We start from the raw sequence: 22,278 nt of genomic DNA on the forward strand, positions 1-22,278 counted from the left end.
GCATCAGACATCTGACGTCTGATGCTTCAGGCTCCGCGGTCTCCCGTGAACCTGTGCCAGCCCCCCGTTTTTACCCCGCCGCCCCACCTCAAAGTCCCTGGAGGACCCGTGCCCGAGCTGAGATCAGCCGGTGTCGAGCGCCGCACCTTCCTGCGTTACACCGGCATCGTCGGTGCCGCAGCCGCCATCACAGCAGGCCTTTCCGCGTGCGGCGGACCGTCCTCGACCGCCAACGGCTCGGCGGGCAAGGGCAGCGGCAGCGACCTCATCGAGGCCGGTCTGTCCTACCCGCTGTCGACCGGCTTCGACCCGATGATCACCTCGGGCGCGACCCCGTACGCCGCCAATATGCACATCTTCGAGGGTCTGGTGGATCTCGATCCGGCAACACTCGTGGCACGGCCCGCTCTCGCCACCGAGATGCCGAAGAAGATCAACGCCACCACCTACCGGGCCACGCTCCGCAAGGGTGCGACCTTCCACGACGGATCGGCCGTCACCGCCGACGACGTGGTGTTCAGCTTCGAGCGGATCCTGGACCCGAAGAACGCCTCGCTGATGGCGCAGTTCGTGCCGTTCATCGACACGGTCAAGGCCGTCGACGCCGGCACGGTGGAGTTCAAGCTCAAGTACCCCTTCGCGCTCTTCCCGTCCCGCATCGCCGTGGCCCGGATCGTCCCGAAGAAGATCGTCGAGGCGGACGTCAAGGGTTTCGACGCCAAGCCCGTCGGCTCGGGGCCGTACAAGTTCATCTCGGCGACCCGCGAGGACAAGATCGTCTTCGAGAAGTTCGACAAGTACAACGGCGCGCACCCCGCCAAGGCCAAGAAGATGGTCTGGCGCCTGATCTCGGACCAGTCGGCCCGCGTCAGCGCCATGCAGTCCGGCCGCGTCCAGGCCATCGAGGACGTTCCGTACATCGACGTGAAGGGGCTCTCCGGCACGGCGAAGACCGAGTCGGTGCAGTCCTTCGGTCTGCTCTTCCTGATGTTCAACACCGCCGACAAGCGGTTCGCCGACAAGCGGGTCCGCCAGGCCCTGTTCTACGCGCTGGACACCGAGAAGATCATCAAGACCGCCATGGTCGGGAACGCGTCGGCCGCCACGGGCTACGTGCCCGCCACGCACCCCGACTACCACAAGGCCGCCACCGTCTACACGCACGACGTGGCCAAGGCGAAGAAGCTGCTCGCCGAGGCCGGGGTGAAGAACCTCAAGTTCACCGTCCTGACCACGGACACCGGCTGGGTCAAGGACATCGCCCCGCTGATCAAGGAGAGCTGGGCCGCGGCCGGCATCGAGGCCACCCTGGGCATCGCCCAGTCCGCGGCCCAGTACGCCAAGGTCGACAGCGGCGACTTCGAGGTCCTCGTCGCACCCGGCGACCCCTCGGTCTTCGGTAACGACGCGGACCTGCTGCTGCGCTGGTTCTACTACGGTTTCTGGCCGGAGAACCGCTACGGCTGGTCCAAGACCGCCGAGTACAAGAAGGTCAAGCAGCTCCTCGACAAGGCCGCCCAGGCCGGCGACGAGGCGACCCGCAAGCAGCTGTGGGCCCAGGTCACCGACCTCGTCGCCGACGAGGTGCCGCTCTACCCGATCCTCCACCGCAAGCTGCCCACCGCCTGGAACGAGAAGGGCCTGACCGGCTTCAAGCCGCTGCCGACCACCGGCCTGTCCTTCCTGGACGTCAGCCCCGCCTGACCGGCGATTCCCGCCGGGCCGTACGACAGCCCCCGCACAGGCCGCCGTACGGCCCGGCCCCCAGCACTCGCGTCCGGACCGGGCCGCCCCGGCCCGATCCGGACGCGAGCCACAGACCGGCGCCGCCCGCCGCGCGCCCGATAGCCCGGTCCTGCACAGCGCCCCCCCCGTGTCCTGGACCGGATGACCGCCCAACCGCAAGGAACCCGACGATGGTTGCTTTTCTCCGGCTCGCGCTGCGCCGCGTCGCGATGATGCCGGTGATGATCCTCGGTATCGCGTTGCTCGTCTTCGTGGTGCTGCAGTTCTCGCCGGTCGACCCGGCCTACAACGCGCTCGGGGAGAGCGCCACCCCCGAGGCCCGGGAGGCCTTCGCCGAGGCCAACGGGCTCAACGACCCGCTGCCCGTGCGCTACTTCCACTTCCTCGGCCAGCTGATCCACTTCGACCTCGGGTCGACCGTGCCGCCGAGCCAGCCCGTGATCGACCGGATCACCGCCGCCTTCCCCCTCACCCTCCAGCTCACCATCCTCGGGCTCATCATCGCCGTCGTCCTCGCCGTCATCGGTGGCGTCCTGGGCGCGATGTACCGCGACCGCTGGCCCGACCAGCTCTTCCGGATCCTGTCCATGGCCGGGGTCGCCGTGCCGTCCTTCTGGCTCGGCGTCCTGCTCATCCAGCAGTTCGCGCTGAACTCCCAGATCTTCCCGACCGGCGGATACACCAACATCGCCGACTCGTTCGGCGGGTGGCTCAGAACGATGATCCTGCCCGCCGTGTCCCTGGCGGTGCCCGTCGCCGCCTCGCTCGCCCGCCTCATCCGCACCTCGATGGTCACCGAACTCGACCGGGACTACGTGCGTACCGCGCAGGGCAACGGCCTGCCGGTCTTCCTGGTCATCCGCTCGGTGCTGCGCAACGCGCTCGTCACCCCGCTCACCGTGCTCGGCGTCAAGGTCGGCTACCTGCTCAGCGGCGCCGTCGTCATCGAGGCGATCTTCGACCTGCCCGGCATGGGCAAGCTCATCCTCGAAGGTGTCACCGGAGGCGACATCGCCCTGGTCCAGGGCACCGTACTGACCATCGCCATCGCGTTCCTGGTGGTCAACGTCATCGTCGACCTGCTCTACCTGCTGGTCAATCCGCGCATCAGGACGGTGTGACATGTTCGCCACGGGCCGTCTGGCCAAGAAGCTCTCCCGACCGGGCGTCGCCTTCCGCGCCCTCCCGGTAACCTCCCGCGTCGCTCTCGGCGTCCTGATCGTCGTCATCCTCGGGGCCGTACTCGCCCCTCTGCTCACCCAGGACCCCCTGGCCACGGGCAACCCCGTCCAGGCCCCCAGCGCCGACCACTGGTTCGGCACCGACCGGGCGGGACGCGACGTGTTCGCCCGCGTCCTGCACGGCTCGCGCTACTCGCTGATCATCGGCCTCGGCTCGACGGCCTGCGCCCTGGTCGCCGGCGCCCTGCTCGGCTCGCTCGCCGCCACCTCGCGCAAGCTCGGCGACGAGTCCGTGATGCGCACCCTCGACGTGGTGATGTCGTTCCCGCCGATCGCGCTGGCCGCCGTCCTCGTCGCGGTCTTCGGGACCAGCATCCCCGTCATCATCTTCACCATCGCCTTCGTGTACACCCCGTCGCTGGCCCGTGTGGTGCGCGCCAACGTCCTTTCCCAGTACGGCGAGGACTACGTCGCCGCCGAGAAGGTCATCGGTGCCCGGCGCGGCTACATCGTGCTCAAGCACGTCGCGGTCAACTGCATGGCCCCGGTCATGGTCTTCGCGACCGTCATGGTCGCCGAGGCCATCATCTTCGAGGCGAGCCTCTCCTTCATCGGCGCCGGTGTGCAGGACCCCGACCCCAGCTGGGGCAGCGTCCTCGCCTACGGCCGGCAGATCCTGCTCGCGGGCGGCTGGTGGGCCACGTTCTTCCCCGGCCTCGCCCTGCTGATCACGGTGCTCGCGCTCAACATCCTCTCCGAGGGCCTCACCGACGCCTCCGCGGCGCCCAAGAGCGCCCGGGCCGCCGCCGACCCCAACGCGACCGCCGCACCGGACCCGGTCGAGGCCGCCGCCACCGTCGACATCGACGCGGCCCTCACCAAGCTCGCCCGGCACATCAACGCCACCGAGCCCACCATCACGCCGGTCCGCGCGGACGCCGAGGAACTCCTCGTCGTACGCGATCTGGCGATCCGCTTCCCGGACCGCTACGGCGAGATCCCCGTCGTCGACAAGCTGAACTTCACCGTCCACGAGGGCGAGACCCTCGGCCTGGTCGGCGAGTCCGGCTGCGGAAAGTCCATCACCAGCCTCGCCGTCATGGGGCTCCTCGCCCGCAACGCCGAGGTCAGCGGCGAGATCATGTACCGCGGCCGGGACCTGCTGAAGCTCCCGCCCAAGGAACGCCGCGCCCTGATGGGCCCCGAGATCGCGATGGTCTACCAGGACGCGCTCTCCTCCCTCAACCCCTCCGTGCTCGTGGGCACCCAGCTCAAGCAGCTCACCTCGCGCGGCGGTACGAAGACCCCCGCCGAGCTCCTCGAGCTCGTCGGCCTCTCGCCCGAGCGCACCCTGCGCAGTTATCCGCACGAGCTCTCCGGCGGCCAGCGCCAGCGCGTACTCATCGCCATGGCCCTGTCCCGCAGCCCCCGCCTCCTGATCGCGGACGAGCCGACCACCGCCCTCGACGTCACCGTCCAGGCCCAGGTCGTCGAACTCCTCATCAGGCTCCGCGACGAGCTCGGCTTCGCCATGGTGCTGGTCAGCCACGACCTCGCCCTGGTCGGCGACCTCTCCCACCGGGTCGCCGTGATGTACGCGGGACGGCTCGCCGAGGTCGGCGACACCCGGTCGGTCCTCACCGACCCCGCCCACCACTACAGCCGCGGCCTCCTCGGTTCAGTCGTCTCCCTGGAGGCCGGCGCCGAGCGGCTCCACCAGATCCGCGGCGTAGTCCCCGCACCCCAGGGCTTCGGCGCGGGATGCCGCTTCGCCGGCCGCTGCGGCGCGGCGAGTGACCTCTGCCGGACCACCACCCCCGCACTCACCGTGCGCGGCGCCACCACGGACCACGGCTTCGCCTGCCACCACCCGGCCGAGGCCGCCGCGAAGAAGCTGGAAGGGAGCGCCCTGTGATCAGGCTCAACGGCGTTCACGTACGCCACAAGGCACGCAGCGGAGGTCTCTTCAGCCGCGACGCCGTCCACGCCCTGACCGACGCCACCCTGGAGGTCAAGCGCGGCGAGATCGTCGGCCTGGTCGGCGAGTCCGGCTGCGGCAAGTCGACGATGGCGCGGGTGCTGACCGGCCTCCAGAAGCCCACCGAGGGCGAGGTCACCTTCCACGGCAAGAACCTGTGGGAGATGTCCGGATCCCAGCGGCGCGACGACTTCGGCTCCGCCGTGGGCGTCGTCTTCCAGGACCCGTCCACCGCGCTCAACCCGCGGCTCACGGTCCGCCAGATCCTGCGCGACCCGCTCGACGTGCACCGCCGCGGCACCCGCGAGGAGCGCGAGGCCCGCGTCGAGGAACTCCTCGACCTGGTCGGCCTCCCCGGACACACCCTGGCCGCACTGCCCGGCCAGCTCTCCGGCGGCCAGCGCCAGCGCGTCGCCATCGCCCGTGCCCTGGCGCTCGAACCGGAGCTGATCGTCGCAGACGAACCCACCTCCGCACTCGACGTCTCGGTCCGCGCCCAGGTGCTGAACCTCCTCGTCGACCTGCGTGAACGCCTCGGCCTCGGCATGGTGTTCATCTCGCACGACATCCAGACCGTGCGCTACCTCGCCGACCGCATCGCCGTCCTCTACCTCGGCCGCATCGTCGAGGAGGGCCGTGCGGCCGACGTGGCGGGCAGCCCCAGCCACCCGTACACCGAGGCCCTGCTCTCCGCGACGCCCAGCCTGCTGGAGACGACGGAACGCATCGTGCTCACCGGCCCGGTGCCCTCCGCCACCAACCCGCCGCCCGGCTGCCCGTTCAGCACCCGTTGCTGGAAGGCCGACGACGAGTGCTCCAAGGTCTTCCCGGCACAGACCATCGGGTCCGGCGAACACCGCTGGCACTGCGTCCACCCCCAGACCCCCGCGTCCCCCTCCGGGGACCCGACCCCCGTACCGTCCGCAAGGAGCACCGCATGACCGCCCGAACCCCCCGCTATTCGGGAGTGATCCCGCCCGTCGTCACCCCGCTCACCGCGGACGGCGAGCTCGACCGTCCCTCCCTGGAGCGGGTCGTGGGGCATCTTCTCGACGGCGGTGTCAGCGGGCTCTTCGCCCTCGGCAGCTCCGGCGAGACCGCCTATCTGACGCCCGGACAGCAGGACGAGGTCATCGAGGTCATCACCTCGGCGGCCGCCGGCCAGGTGCCGGTCCTCGTCGGTGCGATCGAGACCACGACCAACCGGGCGATCGAGCGTGCGCAGCGCGCCGCCGCCCTCGGCGCGGACGCGGTCGTCGTCACCGCGCCCTTCTACACCCGCACCCACGACCTCGAGATCGACCGGCACTTCAGGGACGTGGCCGCCGCCGTCGAACTGCCGCTGCTGGCGTACGACGTGCCGGTCTGCGTACACAGCAAGCTGGATCCGGAACTGCTGCTTCCGCTCGCCGCCGACGGCGTGCTGGCCGGAGTGAAGGACTCCAGCGGGGACGACGGCTCGTTCCGCCGGCTGGTCATCGGCGCCCGGGACCTGCCGGAGTTCTCCGTGCTCACCGGTCATGAACTGGTCGTCGACGCGATGATGCTCGGCGGCGCCGACGGCTCGGTCCCGGGTCTCGGCAACGTCGACCCGCACGGTTACGTACGCCTGCACGAGGCCGCGGTGCGCGGCGACTGGGCCGCGGCGAAGGCCGAACAGGACCGCCTCGTCGCGCTCTTCGACATCATCCGCGCCGCCCGTCCCGGCACGGCGTCCGCCACGGCCGCCGGACTCGGCGCGTTCAAGACCGCGCTGATGCTGCGCGGGATCATCACCACGAACGTGATGAGCCCGCCGATGCGCCGGCTGGACGCGGCGGAGACCGCGACCATCGCCGGGTGCCTGGAGCGCGCGGGGCTCTCCCTGGCCTGACGGCCGCGGGAAGCGACACCGGACACCGGAAGGTCCGGCCGGACAGCTTGGGCTGTCCGGCCGGACCTTTGCGCGTGTGCGGGGTACGTCAGTTCTGCGAGGCGCGGCTGCGGCGCATCAGCAGACCGCCACCGAGCACCAGTGCGGCGCTGGCGCCACCGGCGATGCCCAGGTTGCCGTTGGCACCGGTGTGCGCCATCTGCGGCGGCTTGTGGTGCTTGGGCGGCGTGTGGTGCCAGGTGTGGGTCGGCGGGTTGTGCGGGTGCCAGGTGTGCGTCGGCGGGTTGTGCGTGGGCGGGTTGTGGGTCGGCGGGTTGTGCGTGGGCGGGTTGTGGTGGTGGCTGGGAGGGCAGTTGTGGTCGTGGTGGTGGGTCGGCGGCTTCGGCGGCTTCGGCGGGTTGTGGTGGTGGCCGGGCTGGCAGGCGCACTCATGGTCGTGGTGGTGCTTGGGCGGCGTGTGCGTCTTCGGGGGCTTGTGGTGCGTCGGCGGCTTGTGGTGGTGCGGGGGCTTCGGGGTGTCGACGCCTTCCGATCCGTTCTCGCACTCGTTGCCGAACGCGGGGTTCAGCGCACCGATCACGCTGACCGTGTTGCCACAGGCGTTGACCGGGACGTCGACCGGCAGCTGGACCAGGTTGCCCGACAGCACCCCCGGGGAGTTGGCGGCCACGCCCTGGGCCTCGGCGCCCTGCGCGTCGCCGGCGGCCGAGCCGCCGTCCTCGTTCTCGCACTCGTTGCCGAACGCGGGGTTCAGCGCACCGATCACATTGACCGTGTTGCCGCACAGGTTGACGGGGATGTGCACCGGCACCTGCACGGCATTGCCCGAACCCACGCCCGGCGAACCGATCGCCGCGCCGTCGGCGGAGGCATCGGCGAAGGCGTACCCGCCGGAGGCGGTCAGGATGCCTGACGCCGCCGCCATGACGAGCATGCTCTTACTCAAGGCTTTTCGCATTGGTTGCCCTTCCTTAGGACATTTCGCGCGGGCGTACCGCCCGCAGTTCATTCATCAGGCGGTGCCGCAACCGTCGGGCCTGCCAGTGCTGCTGGGCGAGCGTCCCGCCGGGCGGGCTTGACGACACCCATAACGACGGCCTCGTGACGGAGAAACGTGGAATCAGTGAAAAACCTGTGATCACCCGGAAGGGCTACGTATGTGCGTTCGCCTGCCGGATTCATCCCGCATTCACCGGCTCATTTCGTACGGGCGTCCGTGATGTCCAGGCATTCGGGTGAATGGAGATAACCAAACGTCCGGAAGCGAGTTGGTCAGTGCGCTCCGGTACGGGGCATCCAGTACGAGAAGGGTTCATCGTGATCAAGAAGGTCCTGGCTACGGGTGCCGTTGCCGCCTCCATCCTCGGTCTCGGCGCAGCGCAGGCGATGGCCATCGGCAACGACGGCGGCACGACCTCCGTCAACGGCAACGGTGCTTCGCAGTCGTTCGGCAACGCCGAGACGCACGGCGACGGCAGCCCGCAGTTCGGTCTGGTCCAGGGTTCGCTGAACAAGCCCTGCATCGGCCTGCCGGCCAAGGCCAACGTCGGTTCGCTGATCGGTCTCATCCCGATCGCGGTCCAGGACGTCAACGTCCTGTCGTCGCCGCAGAACCAGCAGTGCACCGAGAACTCCACCCAGGCCAAGGGCGACGAGCCGCTGTCGCACATCCTGGACGGCATCCCGGTCCTCTCCGGCAACGGTGCCGGCAACCGCTGATCCAGCTGTCAACAGGCCCGGGCCGCCGGCGTTCCTCCTCCGAGCGGCCCGGGCCTGCTGCTGCCCTCCGCAGGGCGGCACCGGTCGGATCCGGCCATCCCGGCGTGGATGCCGGATGTCCGGAACTGCGTCATTCGGGCGGACTTCGAAAAATCTCGTCCTTGGAGAGTTTCGCTTACCGTCCGAAATCGTTACGAATTACAGCGGCGGAGTTACGAGTGTTCAGGACCGCGCTCGTGCGGCACGAAAGTCGTGACCGCTCCGGACTCCGTCGAAGAAAGGGTTGAAAGTGAAGTACACCAAGATCGCCGCCGTTGCCGCCGGAACCCTCATGGCGATGGGTGCCGCTGCCCCGGCCTTCGCCGACTCCGGCGCCGAGGGTGCGGCCGTGGCCTCCCCGGGCGTGCTGTCCGGAAACCTCGTCCAGGTCCCGGTCCACGTTCCGGTCAACGTCTGCGGCAACACCGTGAACGTCGTCGGTCTGCTGAACCCGGCCTTCGGTAACTTCTGCGGCAACTTCTGATCCGCTGGACGCCGGGCCCGTCCCGGCGTCGGTCTGCCCCGGATCGCATCACCTGCGATCCGGGGCTTTCCTCTTTCCCGCCTTCCGTCCCGGGAGTTCGCGGCCTGCCCGATGCGGCGGAGCGCCGAAAGGCATTCCACCGGCCCGGGGCGCGGTGCGCCGGCGGCTGGGGGCGGACATCAGGGCGGCCGCGCGGGACGGAATACCGACAGTGGACCATCGATTCAGGTGCCGTGTCCTGCCGCGCACTCGATCCAGTGATTAGTCATGCAATCCATCGGGCGGCCCGGTGAGAGTTTTCCCGTACGGCTCGACGAGCGGTTCGCAGAAAAGACGGATGTTCCAGTTGCCCGGCCGCAATTGCGTCGTTAGCCATGGAGAAAGCGGCAGAAGGCACAGCTAAAGAAGGCTTGTGCGGCGCGGGTGCGCGCCCGGAACAGATGCCGCTGCAAGAAGGGAACCCGAAAGTGAAGTACGCGAAGACTGCTGCGTTCGTTGCCGGTTCCGTGGTTGCTCTCGGAACGGCTGCTCCCGCCTTCGCCGTTACCACCGCCACGGCCCCCAGCTTCAGCCTCGACGGCGGCGTCAACCAGGTGGTGGCAGCGGCCCCGCAGGCTGTCGACCCGGTCGTCGACACCGTTGGCGGCGCCGCCGAGGCGCTGCAGAAGGACGGCACCGTCACCAAGGTCGCCGGCCAGGCCACGGGCGCGGCCAAGGGTGCCGCCCCGCTCATGGGCGGGCTCCCTGTCGGCGGCTGACCCGTCCCGCGACGGCCGATCGACGCCTCTCCGAGGCGGCCGCACGTCTCCGGTGCCGCACCTTCCGTGACCGTACGGAGGGCGGAAGCACCGTTCGAGTGAAGCGGCACAACCATTCCCGCCGCCGGGAGTTGATCACAGCGCTCCGGTACAGGCGGGCAACAGAGAAACCCAGAAGGGCAGTTTCATGATCAAGAAGATTATGGCCTCGGCAGCCGTCGCTGCTTCGATCGTCGGCGTCTCCGCCGCGATCGCCCCGCAGGCCATGGCCATCGGGAACGACCAGGGCACCACGTCGGTCAACGGCAACGGCGCCGTGCAGTCCTACGGCAACTCCGCCACCCACGGTGACTGGAGCCCGCAGTTCGCGCTCATCCAGGGCTCGCTCAACAAGCCCTGCATCGCCCTGCCCGCCAAGGCCAACGTCGGTTCGCTGCTCGGCGCGATCCCGATCGCCGTCCAGGACATCAACGTCCTGTCGTCGCCGCAGAACCAGCAGTGCACCGAGAACTCCACCCAGGCCAAGGGTGACGAGGCCCTCTCGCACATCCTGGACGACATCCCGGTCCTCTCCGGCAACGGTGTCGCCAACGACTAGCAGGTCCTGAAGCACCTGTAGTTCCCGAAGTGCCTTGCCGTTCCTGAAGTGTCCGGGGGCCGGCACGTACGGGCAGCCGCATACCGGCCGCCCGTACGTGCCGGCCCTCTGTCGTGGGCCAGGCGCGGCCGGACCGTCCCCCGAAAGGGCGGGTCCGTGGGCCGCCTGCCGTAGTGACGGCGGCCGGTGCCCGCCGCACCGGGTAGGGCCCATTCATGGACCAGTACGACAGCCGGCTCCCGCGGGACCACCGCCGCCCGGAAGACGTCACACCGATCTACGACCGCCTCCTCGCCGAATGGCAGGCGACCCGGGGCGACCCGGCCCCGCCGCAGCCCGTGGAGGCCGGTCCGTCCGGCGCGGGCGGACTCGTTCCCGCGGCCCGTACCTCCGGCGAGGCCTGCCGAGGCTGACGCCCGTCGTCGAACTTACGCCGGATCGAACCCATTTGAGTGGACTAGCGGAACCGAAGCCTCCGTGAGGGGTTGATCAGTACGTTCCAGAACGGAACGCTCCGAAAGGTGAAGCTTGATGAAGAAGATGATGGCCGGCGCGGCAGTGGCCGTATCCCTGGTCGGCCTGACGGCCGCCGCGGCCCCCTCGGCCATGGCGATCGGCAACGACGAGGGCACGACGTCGGTCAACGGCAACGGTGCCGTGGACTCGTTCGGCAACAGCGTGACCAAGGGTGACGGCAGCCCGCAGGTCCAGCTCGTCCAGGGCACGCTGAACAAGGCCTGTGTCGGCCTGCCGCTCAAGGCCAACGCGGGCGCGCTCGTGGGCATCCTCGTGCCCGTCGCCGTCCAGGACATCAACGTCCTGCACTCGCCGCAGAACCAGCAGTGCGCCGACAACTCCACCCAGGCCAAGGGTGACGAGGCCCTGTCGCACCTGGTCGACGACATCCCGGTCCTCTCCGGGAACGGCATCGGCAACAACTGATTGCGCACACGCACCGCGGGCGGCCGGGGACTCCCCGGCCGCCCGCAGTGCTTCCCGGGTAGCTCCTGGACCACGCGTGATGCCCACCACCCCTCCATGGGGGCGGTGGGCATCACGCGTGGTCCAGGAGCGGTCAGCCGAGGCTGCGGACCGGAAGGACGCAGTGGGCCGAGGTGACGATGACATCCGGGTCGCCCGCGAAGGACCGCAGCGTCTCCTCGTCGACCGGGAGGCCCGGGGCCCCCTGCGGCCACGGACGGGTCGCGAACATCGCGTGCACCTCGCCCTGGGCGTGGGCGGCCGCCAGCCATTCGGACGGCACGGGGTACTGGGCGGTGAAGTGAGGCAGGGTCAGGACGGCCTGGCCCGCCTGTACGAGGAGTTTCACCGGGAGGCCGGGTGTCTCGTCGGCGCGCACCGGGCCACCGCCGACCGGGAGCCCGCAGCGCTCCAGGGCGAGGTGCATGGCGTTCACGCCGACGGCCGGGCCGTCCGACCCGTCGCCCAGCGAGTACACGAGCAGGAAGGCGACATCGTGCCCGCCCTGGGGGTGTTCGCCGCTCCAGCCGATCAGGGAGAGGGTGCCCAACTGGGCCTGGGTGAACGTGTTGAGGGCTGTCTGGGGGGAGGTCATGTCCGGCACCCTAACCGTCTGCGACCGGTCGATCTCCATGCGTATCACCCGATCGAGGGAGAGATGCCGATATCCGGGGCGGTGGTTCCGGCACCGCCTCCGTTGCGGCGCACCGGAACGCCGCGCCGCGATAAATCGGTTGACGCCACCGGAGCGGTGCGGGCTATCGTGTGCGTCGTAACGGACGGCGGAGCAGAATGCCCGTGCCGGACCGTGCGTGAACCCGGAGGTGAGGACATTGATGACTGTCGCTGCGGTGGGCGCTGCCCACAAGCCGAAGAGCATCGTTCCCACTTCTGTGGCCGCCGGCTGACCGACATCAGGACTTCTGCGCCATAGCGCGCGCAGCCGGGGCCACCCTGTGAAGGGTTTCCCTTGTCTTTCCCGTCTTCCTCCTCCCTTTCCTCTCTCTCCTGCACTTCTCAGGGCTCCTCGGCGCCGCACCCCCTGTCCGCCTACGGCTGGGACGACGCCTGGGCGGCCGAGTTCGCCCCGTACGCCGAACAGGGACTGCTGCCCGGACGCGTGGTGCGGGTCGACCGCGGGCAGTGCGACATCGTCACGCCGCACGGCACGGTCCGCGCGGACACCGCGTTCGTCGTGCCCCGTGACCCGATGCGGATCATCTGCACGGGCGACTGGGCCGCCGTCGACCCCGACGGCGATCCGCGGTTCGTCCGTACGCTGCTGCCGCGGCGCACGGCCTTCGTCCGCTCCACCTCCTCCCAGCGCTCCGAGGGCCAGGTGCTGGCCACCAACGTCGACCACATCGCCATCTGCGTCTCGCTGGCGGTGGAGCTCGACCTGGGGCGCGTGGAGCGCTTCCTCGCCCTGGCCATGTCCGCCGCCGGCGGTGACGCGCTGCTCCGTGACGGGGCGGCGGACGGCGGCGGGGCAGCCGAGACCGTCGTCGTCCTGACCAAGGCCGACCTGGTTCCGGACGCGGCCACGCTCGCCCACCTCGTCCAGGACGTCGAACGGCTCGCACCCGGTGTGCAGGTGCTGCCCGTCAGCTCCGCCACCGGCGAGGGCGTCGACGTGTTCGCGGCGATCGTCTCCGGCGGTACGAGCGTGCTCCTCGGTGCCTCCGGCGCGGGCAAGTCCACCCTCGCCAACACTCTTCTCGGCTACGACGAGATGGAGGTGCGGGCCGCCCGTGAAGTCGACGGCAAGGGCCGGCACACCACCACGACCCGCAACCTCCTGGTGCTGCCCTCCGGCGGTGTGCTGATCGACACCCCGGGGCTGCGCGGGGTCGGTCTGTGGGACGCCGAGACCGGCGTGGGCCAGGTCTTCTCCGAGATCGAGGAACTGGCGCAGCAGTGCCGGTTCCACGACTGCGCCCACGAGGCCGAACCGGGCTGCGCGGTGCGCACGGCGATCGAGGACGGATCGCTGCCCGAACGCCGTTTCGACAGCTACCGCAAGCTGCTGCGCGAGAACCAGCGCATCGTCGCCAAGACCGACGCCCGGGTCCGCTCGGAGCTGCGGCGCGACTGGAAGCGCAAGGGGGCCGAGGGCCGGGCCGCCATGGACGCGAAGCGCGGCCGGGTGCGGTAGCCGGAGCACCCCTGGTCGACGTCCGAAAACCGCGAGTGAGGCGGTGCGTGAAGGCGCACACTGGACGGTGTGATGGACGAAGAGACCAGATACGAGGCGGTGAGCAGCCGCGACGCGCGTTTCGACGGGGAGTTCTTCTTCGCCGTCGAGACGACCGGTATCTACTGCCGGCCGAGCTGCCCCGCCGTCACCCCCAAGCGGAAGAACGTCCGCTTCTACCCGACGGCGGCCGCCGCCCAGGGCAACGGCTTCCGGGCGTGCAGACGCTGCCGCCCGGACGCCGTGCCCGGCTCCGCGGACTGGAACGTCCGCGCCGATGTGGTCGGCCGCGCCATGCGGATGATCGGCGACGGTGTGGTGGACCGGGAGGGCGTCCCCGGTCTCGCCCACCGGCTCGGCTACAGCTCACGGCAGGTGCAGCGGCAGCTCAACGCCGAGCTGGGCGCGGGGCCCGTCGCCCTGGCCCGCGCCCAGCGCGCGCACACCGCCCGGGTCCTGCTCCAGACGACCGCACTCCCCGTCACCGAGATCGCCTTCGCGGCCGGCTTCGCGAGCGTGCGCCAGTTCAACGACACCGTCCGGCAGATCTACGCCCGCACCCCGAGCGCACTGCGGACCGAGGCGGGCACCGGGCTCGGCGCGGCGGTCCGCGAGGCGCGCACCACCGGCATCCCGCTCCGGCTCGCGCACCGGGGACCGTACGCCGCCCGCGAGGTCTTCGACCTGCTCGCCGCCGAGACCGTCGCCCGTATCGAGGAGGTCAGCGGCGAGCCCGGCAGCCGCACCTACCGGCGCACCCTGCGCCTTCCGTACGGCACCGCCATCGCCGCCGTGGACGAGCGGTCCGCCGGGGGCTGGCTGGAGGCCCGCATCCACCTCACGGACCTGCGCGATCTGACCACCGCCGTGCAGCGGCTGCGCCGCCTCTTCGACCTGGACGCCGATCCGTACGCCGTCGACGAACTGCTCGCCACCGATCCGGGGCTCGCCCCGGGCGTCGCCGCCCGCCCTGGGCTGCGCTCGCCGGGCGCCGCGGACCCCGAGGAGTTCGCCGTACGGGCGCTGGTGGGTCGCGCGGCCGCCGGTGAGCTCGTCGAGATGTACGGGAAGGTCCTGGACGTGCCCTGCGGCGGGCTCACCCATGTGTTCCCCGAACCGGGCGTCCTCGCCGGTGCGGCGTCCGACCCGCGGCTGCGGGCGCTCACGACGGCCCTCGCCGACGGCGTCGTACGGCTCGACGCGGGCGCCGACCGGGACGAGGCGGAGCAGGCGCTGCTGCGGCTGCCGGGGATCGGTCCGGCCACCTCGGCACTGATCCGGATGCGGGGCCTGGGAGACCCCGACGTGGATCCGTACGGGACGCCCGGCTCCGACCGGTGGCGGCCGTGGCGCTCCTACGGCGTGCGCCGTGCGGAGGCGACGGACCGGGCGTCCGGGTAGCGGGGCTCGGGCCGGCAGCCCCGGCCCGGTGCGGGGCGGGCGGCGTCAGCCCCAGATGACCGCGCCCAGCCACGCCCCCGTCACCAGCAGGCAGGCGAACAGTTCGACGAGCACGGAGTAGCCGGTGGCCCGCATCACCGAGCGGACCGAGGCCCACCCCGCCCCGCGGCTGCCCAGCCGCAGCCGCTCCGCCCCGTAGATCACGCCCACGTACCCGGCGATCGCGCCGACCACCGGCACCACGAAGAAGCCGGCGATCGCCCCGATTCCGCCGAGCATCAGCGTCCGCTGTGGCGCACCCGACTCACGGGGGTGGCGCGGCGGCAGGAGGGGCTTCAGTGCCTGGTTGAGCAGCAGGAGTGCGGTGGCCCCGATCAGCACGCCCCAGGCGGCCGGTGTCATGTCCGTCAGCGCCCACCACAGGACCGCGGCCCAGACGATCGCCTGTCCGGGCACACCGGGCACCAGCACACCGATCAGGCCGAGCAGCATGACCAGGCCGACGGCGACGAGCTGCCACACACTCATCTGTCCAGCCTGCCGGAGTCCAGCCGGTCCCGCCCGTCGTCGCTCTCCGCACCGGGGGCCGTCGGTGCAGCTCAGAGGCGTAACGGCACGGGTTCGGGCCGGTCAGGAGCGCGGTCCGCGGGACACCCAGCCCCGCTCGTAGGCGTGCCAGCCCAGCTGGAGCCGGGTCGACACCCCGGTGAGCTCCATCAGGCCCTTCACCCGGCGCTGCACGGTCCGCAGCCCCAGCTCCAGCTGTTTCGCCACGCTGGCGTCGGTCAGCCCGGCCAGCAGCAGCGAGAGGATCTCCAGATCCGTCGGATCGGGCCCGGTCGTGTCCTCCTGGACCCAGCCGCTCTCGCCGAGCCGCAGCGGCATCGCCTCGCGCCACACCGCCTCGAAGAGCCCCGTCAGCGACTCCAGCAGCCCCGACGCATGGACGACCAGCGCCGCGGGCTCCGCCCCGCGGCCGGTCAGCGGCACCATCGCCAGCGCCCCGTCGGCGATGACCAGCTTCGTCGGCACCCGGTCCACGACGCGGCACTGCTCATTGCGGCTGAGCGCCGCCGACAGCTCCAGGATCCCCGAGGGCAGCCCCAGCACCTCGCGCTCGACCACCACCCGGAAGGACACCCCACGGGTGGCGGCCTGCTCCTCGGACTCGTTATCCAGACCGCTGACCGCGATCGGCTTCCCGGTGACCAGGGCGCAGACCTCGCTCGTCGCCCCCAGCTGGAGCTGATGGAAACGGTGCGCCACGGCGCTCGAACCGGTGACCACCTCGACCAGGTCGTGCACGGCGGGCTCGGCGGCGTCCACCCGGTACTCCTCGGCCAGCAGCACCGCCGCCAGCTCGGCCCGTTCCAGCTCGTGGCGCTGCTGCTTCAGCAGGGCCCCCAGGGCCACCCCTGGCGGCGCCGCGACCCACCGCCCGGTACGGGCCGAGGACTGGGCGGCCAGACCGTGCTGCTCCAGCCGTCGCAGCGCCCGCTCGGTGTCCCGTTCCGGAAGCGCCAGCCGGTGCGCGAGATCGGAGACCTCCGCAGCTCCCAGCGCCACCAGTGCGCGGTAGGCCGACTCCTGCCTCTCGTCGAGACCTATGGCTCCCAGCATCCCCGGACCCCTCCCGGACGCAGTGCTTCCCTGTCCTGCTTCATGGCGCGGCGACCGGCTGTGGCGGAAAGCGGCCACGGCGTAAACCCGCCGCGGCCCATCATCCCTGCACCACCCGCCCCTCTGCCAATGTGGCGCCACCGCAGCACCAACAACCTCCGGAATGCGGGCTTTTGCGGTTGTCCGTTCCGGTTTCATTTGGGGAGAGCGATGCGTCCGATATCGCGTACGGCACTGGGAGCGGCCACCGCCGCGGTCCTGGCCGTCACCGTGATCGCACCGTCCGTGGCAGCGCCACAGGGCGACACGACCGCGAAGAGACCGCTGACCGGCAGTGCGGCGGCAGCGGCCAAGGGGAGCGCACCGGTCACCGTCACGCTGGTCACCGGCGACAAGGTGCTGGTGAGCACCGACGGTTCGGGTAACGCCTCGGCCACCGCCCTGGCCCGCGAGGACGGCACCGTCCCCCTCGTCCAGACCCGCCGCTCCGGCAAGGACCTGTACGTCTACCCGGACACCGCCGTGAAGGCGCTCGCCGCGGGCACGGTCGACGAGGAGCTCTTCAACGTCACCGGGCTGATCCGCCAGGGGTACGACGACGCCCACGCGGACGCCGTGCCGCTGATCGCCACCTACACCCGGGACACCGCACGCAGCGCGCCCGCCACCCCGCGCGGCGCCGAGCGCGGCGTCGCCCTCCCGGTCATCGACGGTGTGGCGCTGAAGGCGGACAAGGACAAGGCCGCCGGATTCTGGGCGGACGTCACCGGCACCCGGTCCCGCTCCGCCGCCGGACTGAAGAAGCTCTGGCTGGACCGCAAGGTCGAGGCCAGCCTCGACCGCTCCACCAAGCAGATCGGCGCCGACCTCGCCTGGGCCGCCGGTTACGACGGCAAGGGCACCAAGGTCGCCGTCCTGGACACCGGCGCCGACGCCGAACACCCCGACCTCAAGGGCCGGATCACCGAGTCGAAGAACTTCACCGACTCCGAGACCACCGACGACCGCCAGGGCCACGGCACCCACACGCTCTCCACCGTGGGCGGCTCCGGCGCGGCCAGCGACGGGAAGAAGAAGGGCGTCGCCCCCGGCGCCGACCTGCTCGTCGGCAAGGTGCTCAACGACAGCGGGTCCGGCGACTCCTCCTGGATCATCGCGGGCATGCAGTGGGCCGTCGACCAGAAGGCCGACGTCGTGTCCATGAGCCTGGGCAGCCAGACCCCCACCGACTGCACCGACCCGATGAGCCTGGCCGCCGAGGAGCTCGGCAAGAGCAAGGACACCCTGTTCGTCATCGCGGCAGGCAACTCGGGACCCACCCTGAACACGGTCTCCTCGCCGGGCTGCGCGCCCAGTGTGCTGACCGTCGGCGCCGTCGACCGTGACGACTCCACCGCCCAGTTCTCCAGCCGCGGTCCCGCGATCGGCGCACACACCCTCAAGCCCGAGATCGCCGCCCCCGGCGTGGACATCTCCGCCGCCGCGGCAGGCGGCCGCGGGGTCTACGCCTACCGGTCGATGTCCGGTACCTCGATGGCCACCCCGCATGTCGCGGGCGCCGCCGCCATCGTCAAGGAGCGCCACCCCGACTGGACCGCCCAGCAGATCAAGGCGGCACTCGTGTCGTCCGCGAAGAGCGACATCCCCGGTGACGTACGCGAGACAGGAGGCGGCCGGCTCGACGTCAAGGCCGCCATCGACACGACGCTCACCGGCGCACCCGCCGTCCAGGGCGGCACCTTCAACTGGCCGCAGGACAAGTCGGACCGCACCACCGTGCAGATCCCGTACACCAACACGGGCGGCAAGCCGGTGAAGCTGTCGCTCACGCTCGGGAGCGTCACGGGCAACGACGGCTCGGCCGTCCGGTCCTCCGTCGCCGCACTCGGCGCGAAGAGCGTCACCGTGCCCGCCGGAGCGACGGTGGAGGTCCCGCTGAAGCTCGACCCGACCGCGAAGCTCCAGGACAGCCAGTACGGCGACGTCACCGGCCGGGTGCTGGCCACCGCCACCGGCGGCGTCAAGGTCTCCACCCCGTTCTCGCTGTACGTCGGGGCCGAGACCGTCACCCTTCGCGTCAAGCTGATCGACCGCAACGGCAAGGCCGCCGCCGGTTCCTCGTCGCTCGACGTCATCGGCACCGACACCTCCACCGGCGAGCGCCGCTTCAACAACGGCTCCACCGACCAGGTCTACGAGGTGCGCCCCGGCGCCTACTACGTCTCCGGCTTCATCGTCTCGGCCGACCCCGACGACGCCACCGGACGCCTCGCCGCTTCGGTCGGCTACCTCGCCAGGCCGCAGCTGAACGTCACCAAGGACACCACCCTGGTGCTCGACGCCCGCAAGGCGCACCGGATCAAGCCGAGGACCGAGGACCGGACCACCGAGATCCGCAGCGGCACGCTCGCCTTCGGCCGCAGCTGGGACGACGTCTGGCTGCACTCCGGGTCCATCGCCGGCGGCAGCGTCATCAAGGACTACCTGGTCGACATCCAGGGCAGGGCCCGGGACGGCGACTTCGAGTTCGACAGCTTCTGGCGCGCGTACGCCCCGCAGATCGAGAAGCTCGCGGTCGTCGGAGGCGTCACCCTGCACCCCACTGCCGCCTCCGCGGGTTCCGTCAACCTCGACGGCACCGGGCAGGCCGCACTCGTCGACGCCGGCGCCGGCACCCCGGATGAGCTGAAGGCCGCCGACGTCTCGGGCAAGGTCGCGCTGGTCGGCGTCCCGGACGACGGCTACGTGGTCACCCAGGCACGCGACGCCAAGGCCGCCGGCGCCGTCGCGATCATCGTGCACCGCCCGTCGGCGGGCCCGTGGCTGCCGTCCGCCGGATACGGCACGGCGCCCCTGCCCACGCTCGGGATCCAGGCGGACGAGGCGGCGCAGCTCGCCACCGCGCTGGCCGGCGGACCGGTGAAGCTGAGCTGGAAGGCCACCGCGGTCAGCCCGTTCGTCTACAACCTGGCCTTCCCCGAGACGGGCCCCGTCACCTCGGACCGCACCTACAAGGTCAAGGACAAGGCGCTCGGCAGGACCGAGTCCACGTACGAGTCGATGGGCGTCAAGGCCGACTACATGGACACGCTCCTGGTCGCCCGCCCCTACGGCGCGACGTTCGGCATCGGCGGGTTCGACACGGTCGCCGCCCCCGGAAAGCGCACCGAGTACTACTCCGCGGGCGACAGCTCCTGGCAGCGCAACCTCTCCTCCAGCTTTCCCTGGGGCGAGTTCATGACCGACAAGGTCCGCACCTACCGGGCCGGTTCGCACCGCGCGGAGCAGTGGTACGGGGGCATCCTCGTCCCGTCCGCGTCCCGCGACAGCCAGGGCAGGGAACTGCTCGCCGGTGAACGCCAGGACAACCTGATCGGAGTCGCCCCGGGCTTCTGGAGCGACAGCGAGCACAGCGGTCTCCAGGGCTCCTTCGGTGACATCGGCAACATGCGGCTCACCAGCGGCGGCAAGGTGCTCGGTGAGTCCGGCTGGCCGTCCGGGGTGTTCACCGTCCCGGCCGAGGACGCCGCGTACGAACTCACCATGATGACCCTGAAGTCGGGTCAGCCCGCCGCCGTGTGGAAGCGGTCCACCATGACCGAGACCACCTGGAAGTTCCGCTCGCACCGCGACGAGAACGCCTACTCGCAGGGCATCCCGCTGCTCTTCCCCGGCTACGGCCTGCCGTCCGACGGCATGAAGACCCTGGCGGCGAAGGACGGTCAGACGATCGCCCTGAGCGTCTCGGGCCACGCCGGATACACGCCCGGCAAGCTGACGGCGGCCAAGGTCTCGTACTCGTACGACGGCGGCGAGACCTGGACCGGCGCCACCACCTCGCAGCAGGGCGGCCGTTGGACCGCGACCGTGAACCACGCGGACGCGGCCGGCAGGGCGGTCACCCTGCGCACCGAGCTGACGGACGCCAACGGCAACTCCGTCGTCCAGACCGTGACCGACGCCTACGCCGTGCGCTGACGCCGGATCATCCGACCGGTCCGCCGGGCGTCCTTCCCGTGGGGGGTGGGGCCGCCCGGCGGACCTCTTCCGTGACGCGGCCCGGCCACTATTTCCGGATGCCCCGTTTTCGTACGGCCTTCGCGGTGGACAATAAGGGCATGAGTCAGCAGGGGGAGAGGCCCGCCGCCCACGAGGACGACTGGTGGCGCAGGCTGTACGACGATTCCGCCCCGGACACCGGGGCGAGCCACGCGGCCGACAGTCTCGACGACCGCTTCGACTCGGCGTCGGACGCGGTGAGGTCAGGTGCCGGTGAGACGTACGAGGCCGCCCCGGCGGTGCCCGGACCCAGGGCGGTGCCGCCGGCGGTCCAGGCGGCCGGCGCCCCACCCGGCCCGCCGCCCGAGGTCCTCGTCCGCGCCCCGTGGGAGCCGCAGGCGGGACCGTCGCGCCCACGGACCTTCTCGCCACCGGCCCCCGTCCCGGCCCCGGAACCGCCTCCCGCCGAGGCCGCCGAACCGCCCCTGCCGGACCGGCCGTTCGTACCGCCGCCCCCGCCCCCGCCCCCGCCCTCCACCGATCCCCGCCTCGCACCGGACGGCCCGGTGCCGCCGCTGCCCAGGCGCCCGGTCACCGAACGGCAGGAGCCGGAGCGGCCCGGCACCGGGAATCCGGCCGCACCGGCCCCCGCGGCCGAGCCGCCGGCGCCCCGTCCCCCGGCCGGCCACGTGGGCGCACGGCCGCCCACGTACGAGGCCGAGCCCACCGCACTGCCCGCCACCGACCCGCACGCGCTCGACCGCCTCGTCCCCGACACCGTGCTCGACGGCGCCCGGTACGGGACGTACACCCTGCGGGCGGCCTCCGCGCGCGGGGACTCCGCGCGGTTCCGGGGCGAGCCCCGGCGCGACGCACTGCTCACGGCCCGGTTCGGCAGCGCGGAGAGCGCCCTCGTCCTGGTCGCCGTCGCCGCCGGCGGTGCCCGCGGCGCCGAGGGCGCCCACCCGGCCGCGTCGGACGCCTGCCACTGGATCGGCGAAGCCGTCGGACGCAGCCATGCCCGGCTCTCCGACGACATAAGGGCGGGCCGCCGAGGCGACCTCAAATCCGGACTGCAGCGGCTCACCGACCGCAGCTACGGCAAGCTTCGCGCCCGCGCCGCCGAACTCGGACTCGAACCGCACGCGTACACGGCGGGCCTGCGCTGCCTCCTGCTGTCCGCCGACCCCGACTGCCGTACCCGGGTGTTCTTCGGCATCGGCGCAGGCGGGCTCTTCCGGCTGCGGGACGGCAGCTGGCAGGACCTCGAACCGGCGGCCGCCCGGCCCGGCGCGCTCACCGGGGAACCGGTGGCCGGATCCGGCTCCATGGCGCCCGAGAGCGGGCCCGGGGGCGACCGGCTGACCATGGACCTGGGAATCACCACGGCGCCGGGACCGTACGTCGAGGACCCGATCCCGCCGCCCGCCGAACCGTTCCGCTTCCGCGCCTCGGTCGCCCGGCCGGGTGACACCCTGCTGCTGTGCAGCACCGGTCTGTCCGAACCGCTGCGCGGCGAACCGGCACTGGCCGAGGAACTCGCCGAGCGCTGGACACCCGCCGAGGCGCCCGGCCTCGGGGCCTTCCTCGCGGACACCCAGCTGCGGGTGGCGGGATATGCCGACGACCGGACGGCGGTCGGCGTCTGGGAGGCGTAACCGCGCGCGCCATGGGTTGATGGACTCCGGAGAACCCGTCCGGCCGAGG

19 protein-coding genes are annotated in these 22,278 nt (G+C 71.3%); 15 read left to right on the forward strand and 4 right to left on the reverse strand.

What is annotated here, in order from left to right; translation table 11 throughout:
• Positions 1–108: 108 nt before the first annotated feature.
• The 5 genes from OG782_RS30400 (at position 109) to OG782_RS30420 (ending at position 6,778) form a co-directional block, all read left to right on the forward strand.
• Complete coding sequence (locus OG782_RS30400; RefSeq protein ID WP_406456401.1) at positions 109–1,704, forward strand: ABC transporter substrate-binding protein; 1,596 nt, start codon at positions 109–111, stop codon at positions 1,702–1,704.
• Positions 1,705–1,916: 212 nt separating this feature from the next.
• On the forward strand, positions 1,917–2,867 hold the full coding sequence (locus tag OG782_RS30405; protein WP_406456403.1) for an ABC transporter permease: 951 nt from the start codon (positions 1,917–1,919) through the stop codon (positions 2,865–2,867).
• A gap of 1 nt (position 2,868) precedes the next feature.
• A complete protein-coding gene (locus OG782_RS30410) occupies positions 2,869–4,842 on the forward strand; it encodes a dipeptide/oligopeptide/nickel ABC transporter permease/ATP-binding protein (protein WP_406456405.1) in 1,974 nt (657 codons plus the stop codon).
• Complete coding sequence (locus OG782_RS30415; protein WP_406456407.1) at positions 4,839–5,846, forward strand: oligopeptide/dipeptide ABC transporter ATP-binding protein; 1,008 nt, start codon at positions 4,839–4,841, stop codon at positions 5,844–5,846. Before OG782_RS30410 ends, OG782_RS30415 begins: the two co-directional genes overlap by 4 nt.
• Positions 5,843–6,778 (forward strand): dihydrodipicolinate synthase family protein, encoded by a 936-nt coding sequence (locus OG782_RS30420; RefSeq protein WP_406456409.1) that lies wholly within the window; start codon positions 5,843–5,845, stop codon positions 6,776–6,778. Before OG782_RS30415 ends, OG782_RS30420 begins: the two co-directional genes overlap by 4 nt.
• Positions 6,779–6,866: 88 nt before the next feature.
• Here the strand turns inward: OG782_RS30420 and OG782_RS30425 are convergent, their stop codons facing one another.
• On the reverse strand, positions 6,867–7,712 hold the full coding sequence (locus OG782_RS30425) for a chaplin family protein (protein ID WP_406459350.1): 846 nt from the start codon (positions 7,710–7,712) through the stop codon (positions 6,867–6,869).
• 383 nt (positions 7,713–8,095) lie between these two features.
• Between OG782_RS30425 and OG782_RS30430 the strand changes: the two genes are divergently transcribed.
• The 6 genes from OG782_RS30430 (at position 8,096) to OG782_RS30455 (ending at position 11,318) form a co-directional block, all read left to right on the forward strand.
• Positions 8,096–8,497 (forward strand): rodlin, encoded by a 402-nt coding sequence (locus OG782_RS30430; RefSeq protein WP_406456411.1) that lies wholly within the window; start codon positions 8,096–8,098, stop codon positions 8,495–8,497.
• Positions 8,498–8,786: 289 nt separating this feature from the next.
• Positions 8,787–9,020 carry a chaplin gene (locus tag OG782_RS30435; protein ID WP_406456413.1) on the forward strand — a complete coding sequence of 78 codons (234 nt, stop codon included), beginning with the start codon at positions 8,787–8,789 and terminating at the stop codon, positions 9,018–9,020.
• A 467-nt stretch (positions 9,021–9,487) separates the two neighbouring features.
• Positions 9,488–9,778 carry a hypothetical protein gene (locus tag OG782_RS30440; protein ID WP_406456415.1) on the forward strand — a complete coding sequence of 97 codons (291 nt, stop codon included), beginning with the start codon at positions 9,488–9,490 and terminating at the stop codon, positions 9,776–9,778.
• Between the two features lie 187 nt (positions 9,779–9,965).
• Entirely contained in the window at positions 9,966–10,376 is a 411-nt protein-coding gene (locus tag OG782_RS30445; protein WP_406456417.1) for a rodlin, read from the forward strand.
• Between the two features lie 215 nt (positions 10,377–10,591).
• A complete protein-coding gene (locus OG782_RS30450) occupies positions 10,592–10,789 on the forward strand; it encodes a hypothetical protein (RefSeq protein WP_406456419.1) in 198 nt (65 codons plus the stop codon).
• Between the two features lie 118 nt (positions 10,790–10,907).
• Complete coding sequence (locus OG782_RS30455; protein WP_406456421.1) at positions 10,908–11,318, forward strand: rodlin; 411 nt, start codon at positions 10,908–10,910, stop codon at positions 11,316–11,318.
• A gap of 133 nt (positions 11,319–11,451) precedes the next feature.
• Here the strand turns inward: OG782_RS30455 and OG782_RS30460 are convergent, their stop codons facing one another.
• A complete protein-coding gene (locus OG782_RS30460) occupies positions 11,452–11,952 on the reverse strand; it encodes a DUF5949 family protein (RefSeq protein ID WP_406456423.1) in 501 nt (166 codons plus the stop codon).
• A 375-nt stretch (positions 11,953–12,327) separates the two neighbouring features.
• Between OG782_RS30460 and rsgA the strand changes: the two genes are divergently transcribed.
• A complete protein-coding gene (gene rsgA / locus OG782_RS30465; protein ID WP_406456425.1) occupies positions 12,328–13,512 on the forward strand; it encodes a ribosome small subunit-dependent GTPase A in 1,185 nt (394 codons plus the stop codon).
• A gap of 72 nt (positions 13,513–13,584) precedes the next feature.
• On the forward strand, positions 13,585–14,952 hold the full coding sequence (locus tag OG782_RS30470; protein ID WP_406459352.1) for a DNA-3-methyladenine glycosylase 2 family protein: 1,368 nt from the start codon (positions 13,585–13,587) through the stop codon (positions 14,950–14,952).
• A 45-nt stretch (positions 14,953–14,997) separates the two neighbouring features.
• On the opposite strand, the gene OG782_RS30475 is transcribed toward OG782_RS30470, so the two are convergent.
• Both OG782_RS30475 and OG782_RS30480 read right to left on the reverse strand, forming a co-directional pair.
• Complete coding sequence (locus OG782_RS30475; RefSeq protein WP_406456427.1) at positions 14,998–15,480, reverse strand: DUF456 domain-containing protein; 483 nt, start codon at positions 15,478–15,480, stop codon at positions 14,998–15,000.
• A gap of 102 nt (positions 15,481–15,582) precedes the next feature.
• Positions 15,583–16,572, reverse strand: a complete 990-nt coding sequence (locus tag OG782_RS30480; RefSeq protein WP_406456429.1) for a helix-turn-helix domain-containing protein — start codon at positions 16,570–16,572, stop codon at positions 15,583–15,585.
• 210 nt (positions 16,573–16,782) lie between these two features.
• On the opposite strand from OG782_RS30480, the gene OG782_RS30485 reads away from it, so the two are divergent.
• Positions 16,783–20,550, forward strand: a complete 3,768-nt coding sequence (locus tag OG782_RS30485; protein WP_406456431.1) for a S8 family peptidase — start codon at positions 16,783–16,785, stop codon at positions 20,548–20,550.
• A 140-nt stretch (positions 20,551–20,690) separates the two neighbouring features.
• On the forward strand, positions 20,691–22,229 hold the full coding sequence (locus tag OG782_RS30490) for a protein phosphatase 2C domain-containing protein (RefSeq protein WP_406456433.1): 1,539 nt from the start codon (positions 20,691–20,693) through the stop codon (positions 22,227–22,229).
• The last annotated feature ends 49 nt before the right edge of the window (positions 22,230–22,278 follow it).

This window comes from Streptomyces sp. NBC_00876, from assembly GCF_045207435.1.
Classification (GTDB): domain Bacteria; phylum Actinomycetota; class Actinomycetes; order Streptomycetales; family Streptomycetaceae; genus Streptomyces.

Excerpts from the sequence above, each read along its gene's own strand:
- OG782_RS30475 (WP_406456427.1), bottom strand. The coding sequence starts at position 15,480 with ATGAGTGTGTGGCAGCTCGTCGCCGTCGGCCTGGTCATGCTGCTCGGC.
- OG782_RS30470 (WP_406459352.1), top strand. The coding sequence starts at position 13,585 with ATGGACGAAGAGACCAGATACGAGGCGGTGAGCAGCCGCGACGCGCGT.
- OG782_RS30420 (WP_406456409.1), top strand. The coding sequence starts at position 5,843 with ATGACCGCCCGAACCCCCCGCTATTCGGGAGTGATCCCGCCCGTCGTC.
- OG782_RS30485 (WP_406456431.1), top strand. The coding sequence starts at position 16,783 with ATGCGTCCGATATCGCGTACGGCACTGGGAGCGGCCACCGCCGCGGTC.
- OG782_RS30405 (WP_406456403.1), top strand. The coding sequence starts at position 1,917 with ATGGTTGCTTTTCTCCGGCTCGCGCTGCGCCGCGTCGCGATGATGCCG.
- OG782_RS30450 (WP_406456419.1), top strand. The coding sequence starts at position 10,592 with ATGGACCAGTACGACAGCCGGCTCCCGCGGGACCACCGCCGCCCGGAA.
- OG782_RS30410 (WP_406456405.1), top strand. The coding sequence starts at position 2,869 with ATGTTCGCCACGGGCCGTCTGGCCAAGAAGCTCTCCCGACCGGGCGTC.
- OG782_RS30480 (WP_406456429.1), bottom strand. The coding sequence starts at position 16,572 with ATGCTGGGAGCCATAGGTCTCGACGAGAGGCAGGAGTCGGCCTACCGC.
- OG782_RS30445 (WP_406456417.1), top strand. The coding sequence starts at position 9,966 with ATGATCAAGAAGATTATGGCCTCGGCAGCCGTCGCTGCTTCGATCGTC.
- OG782_RS30425 (WP_406459350.1), bottom strand. The coding sequence starts at position 7,712 with ATGCTCGTCATGGCGGCGGCGTCAGGCATCCTGACCGCCTCCGGCGGG.
- OG782_RS30455 (WP_406456421.1), top strand. The coding sequence starts at position 10,908 with ATGAAGAAGATGATGGCCGGCGCGGCAGTGGCCGTATCCCTGGTCGGC.
- OG782_RS30460 (WP_406456423.1), bottom strand. The coding sequence starts at position 11,952 with ATGACCTCCCCCCAGACAGCCCTCAACACGTTCACCCAGGCCCAGTTG.
- OG782_RS30490 (WP_406456433.1), top strand. The coding sequence starts at position 20,691 with ATGAGTCAGCAGGGGGAGAGGCCCGCCGCCCACGAGGACGACTGGTGG.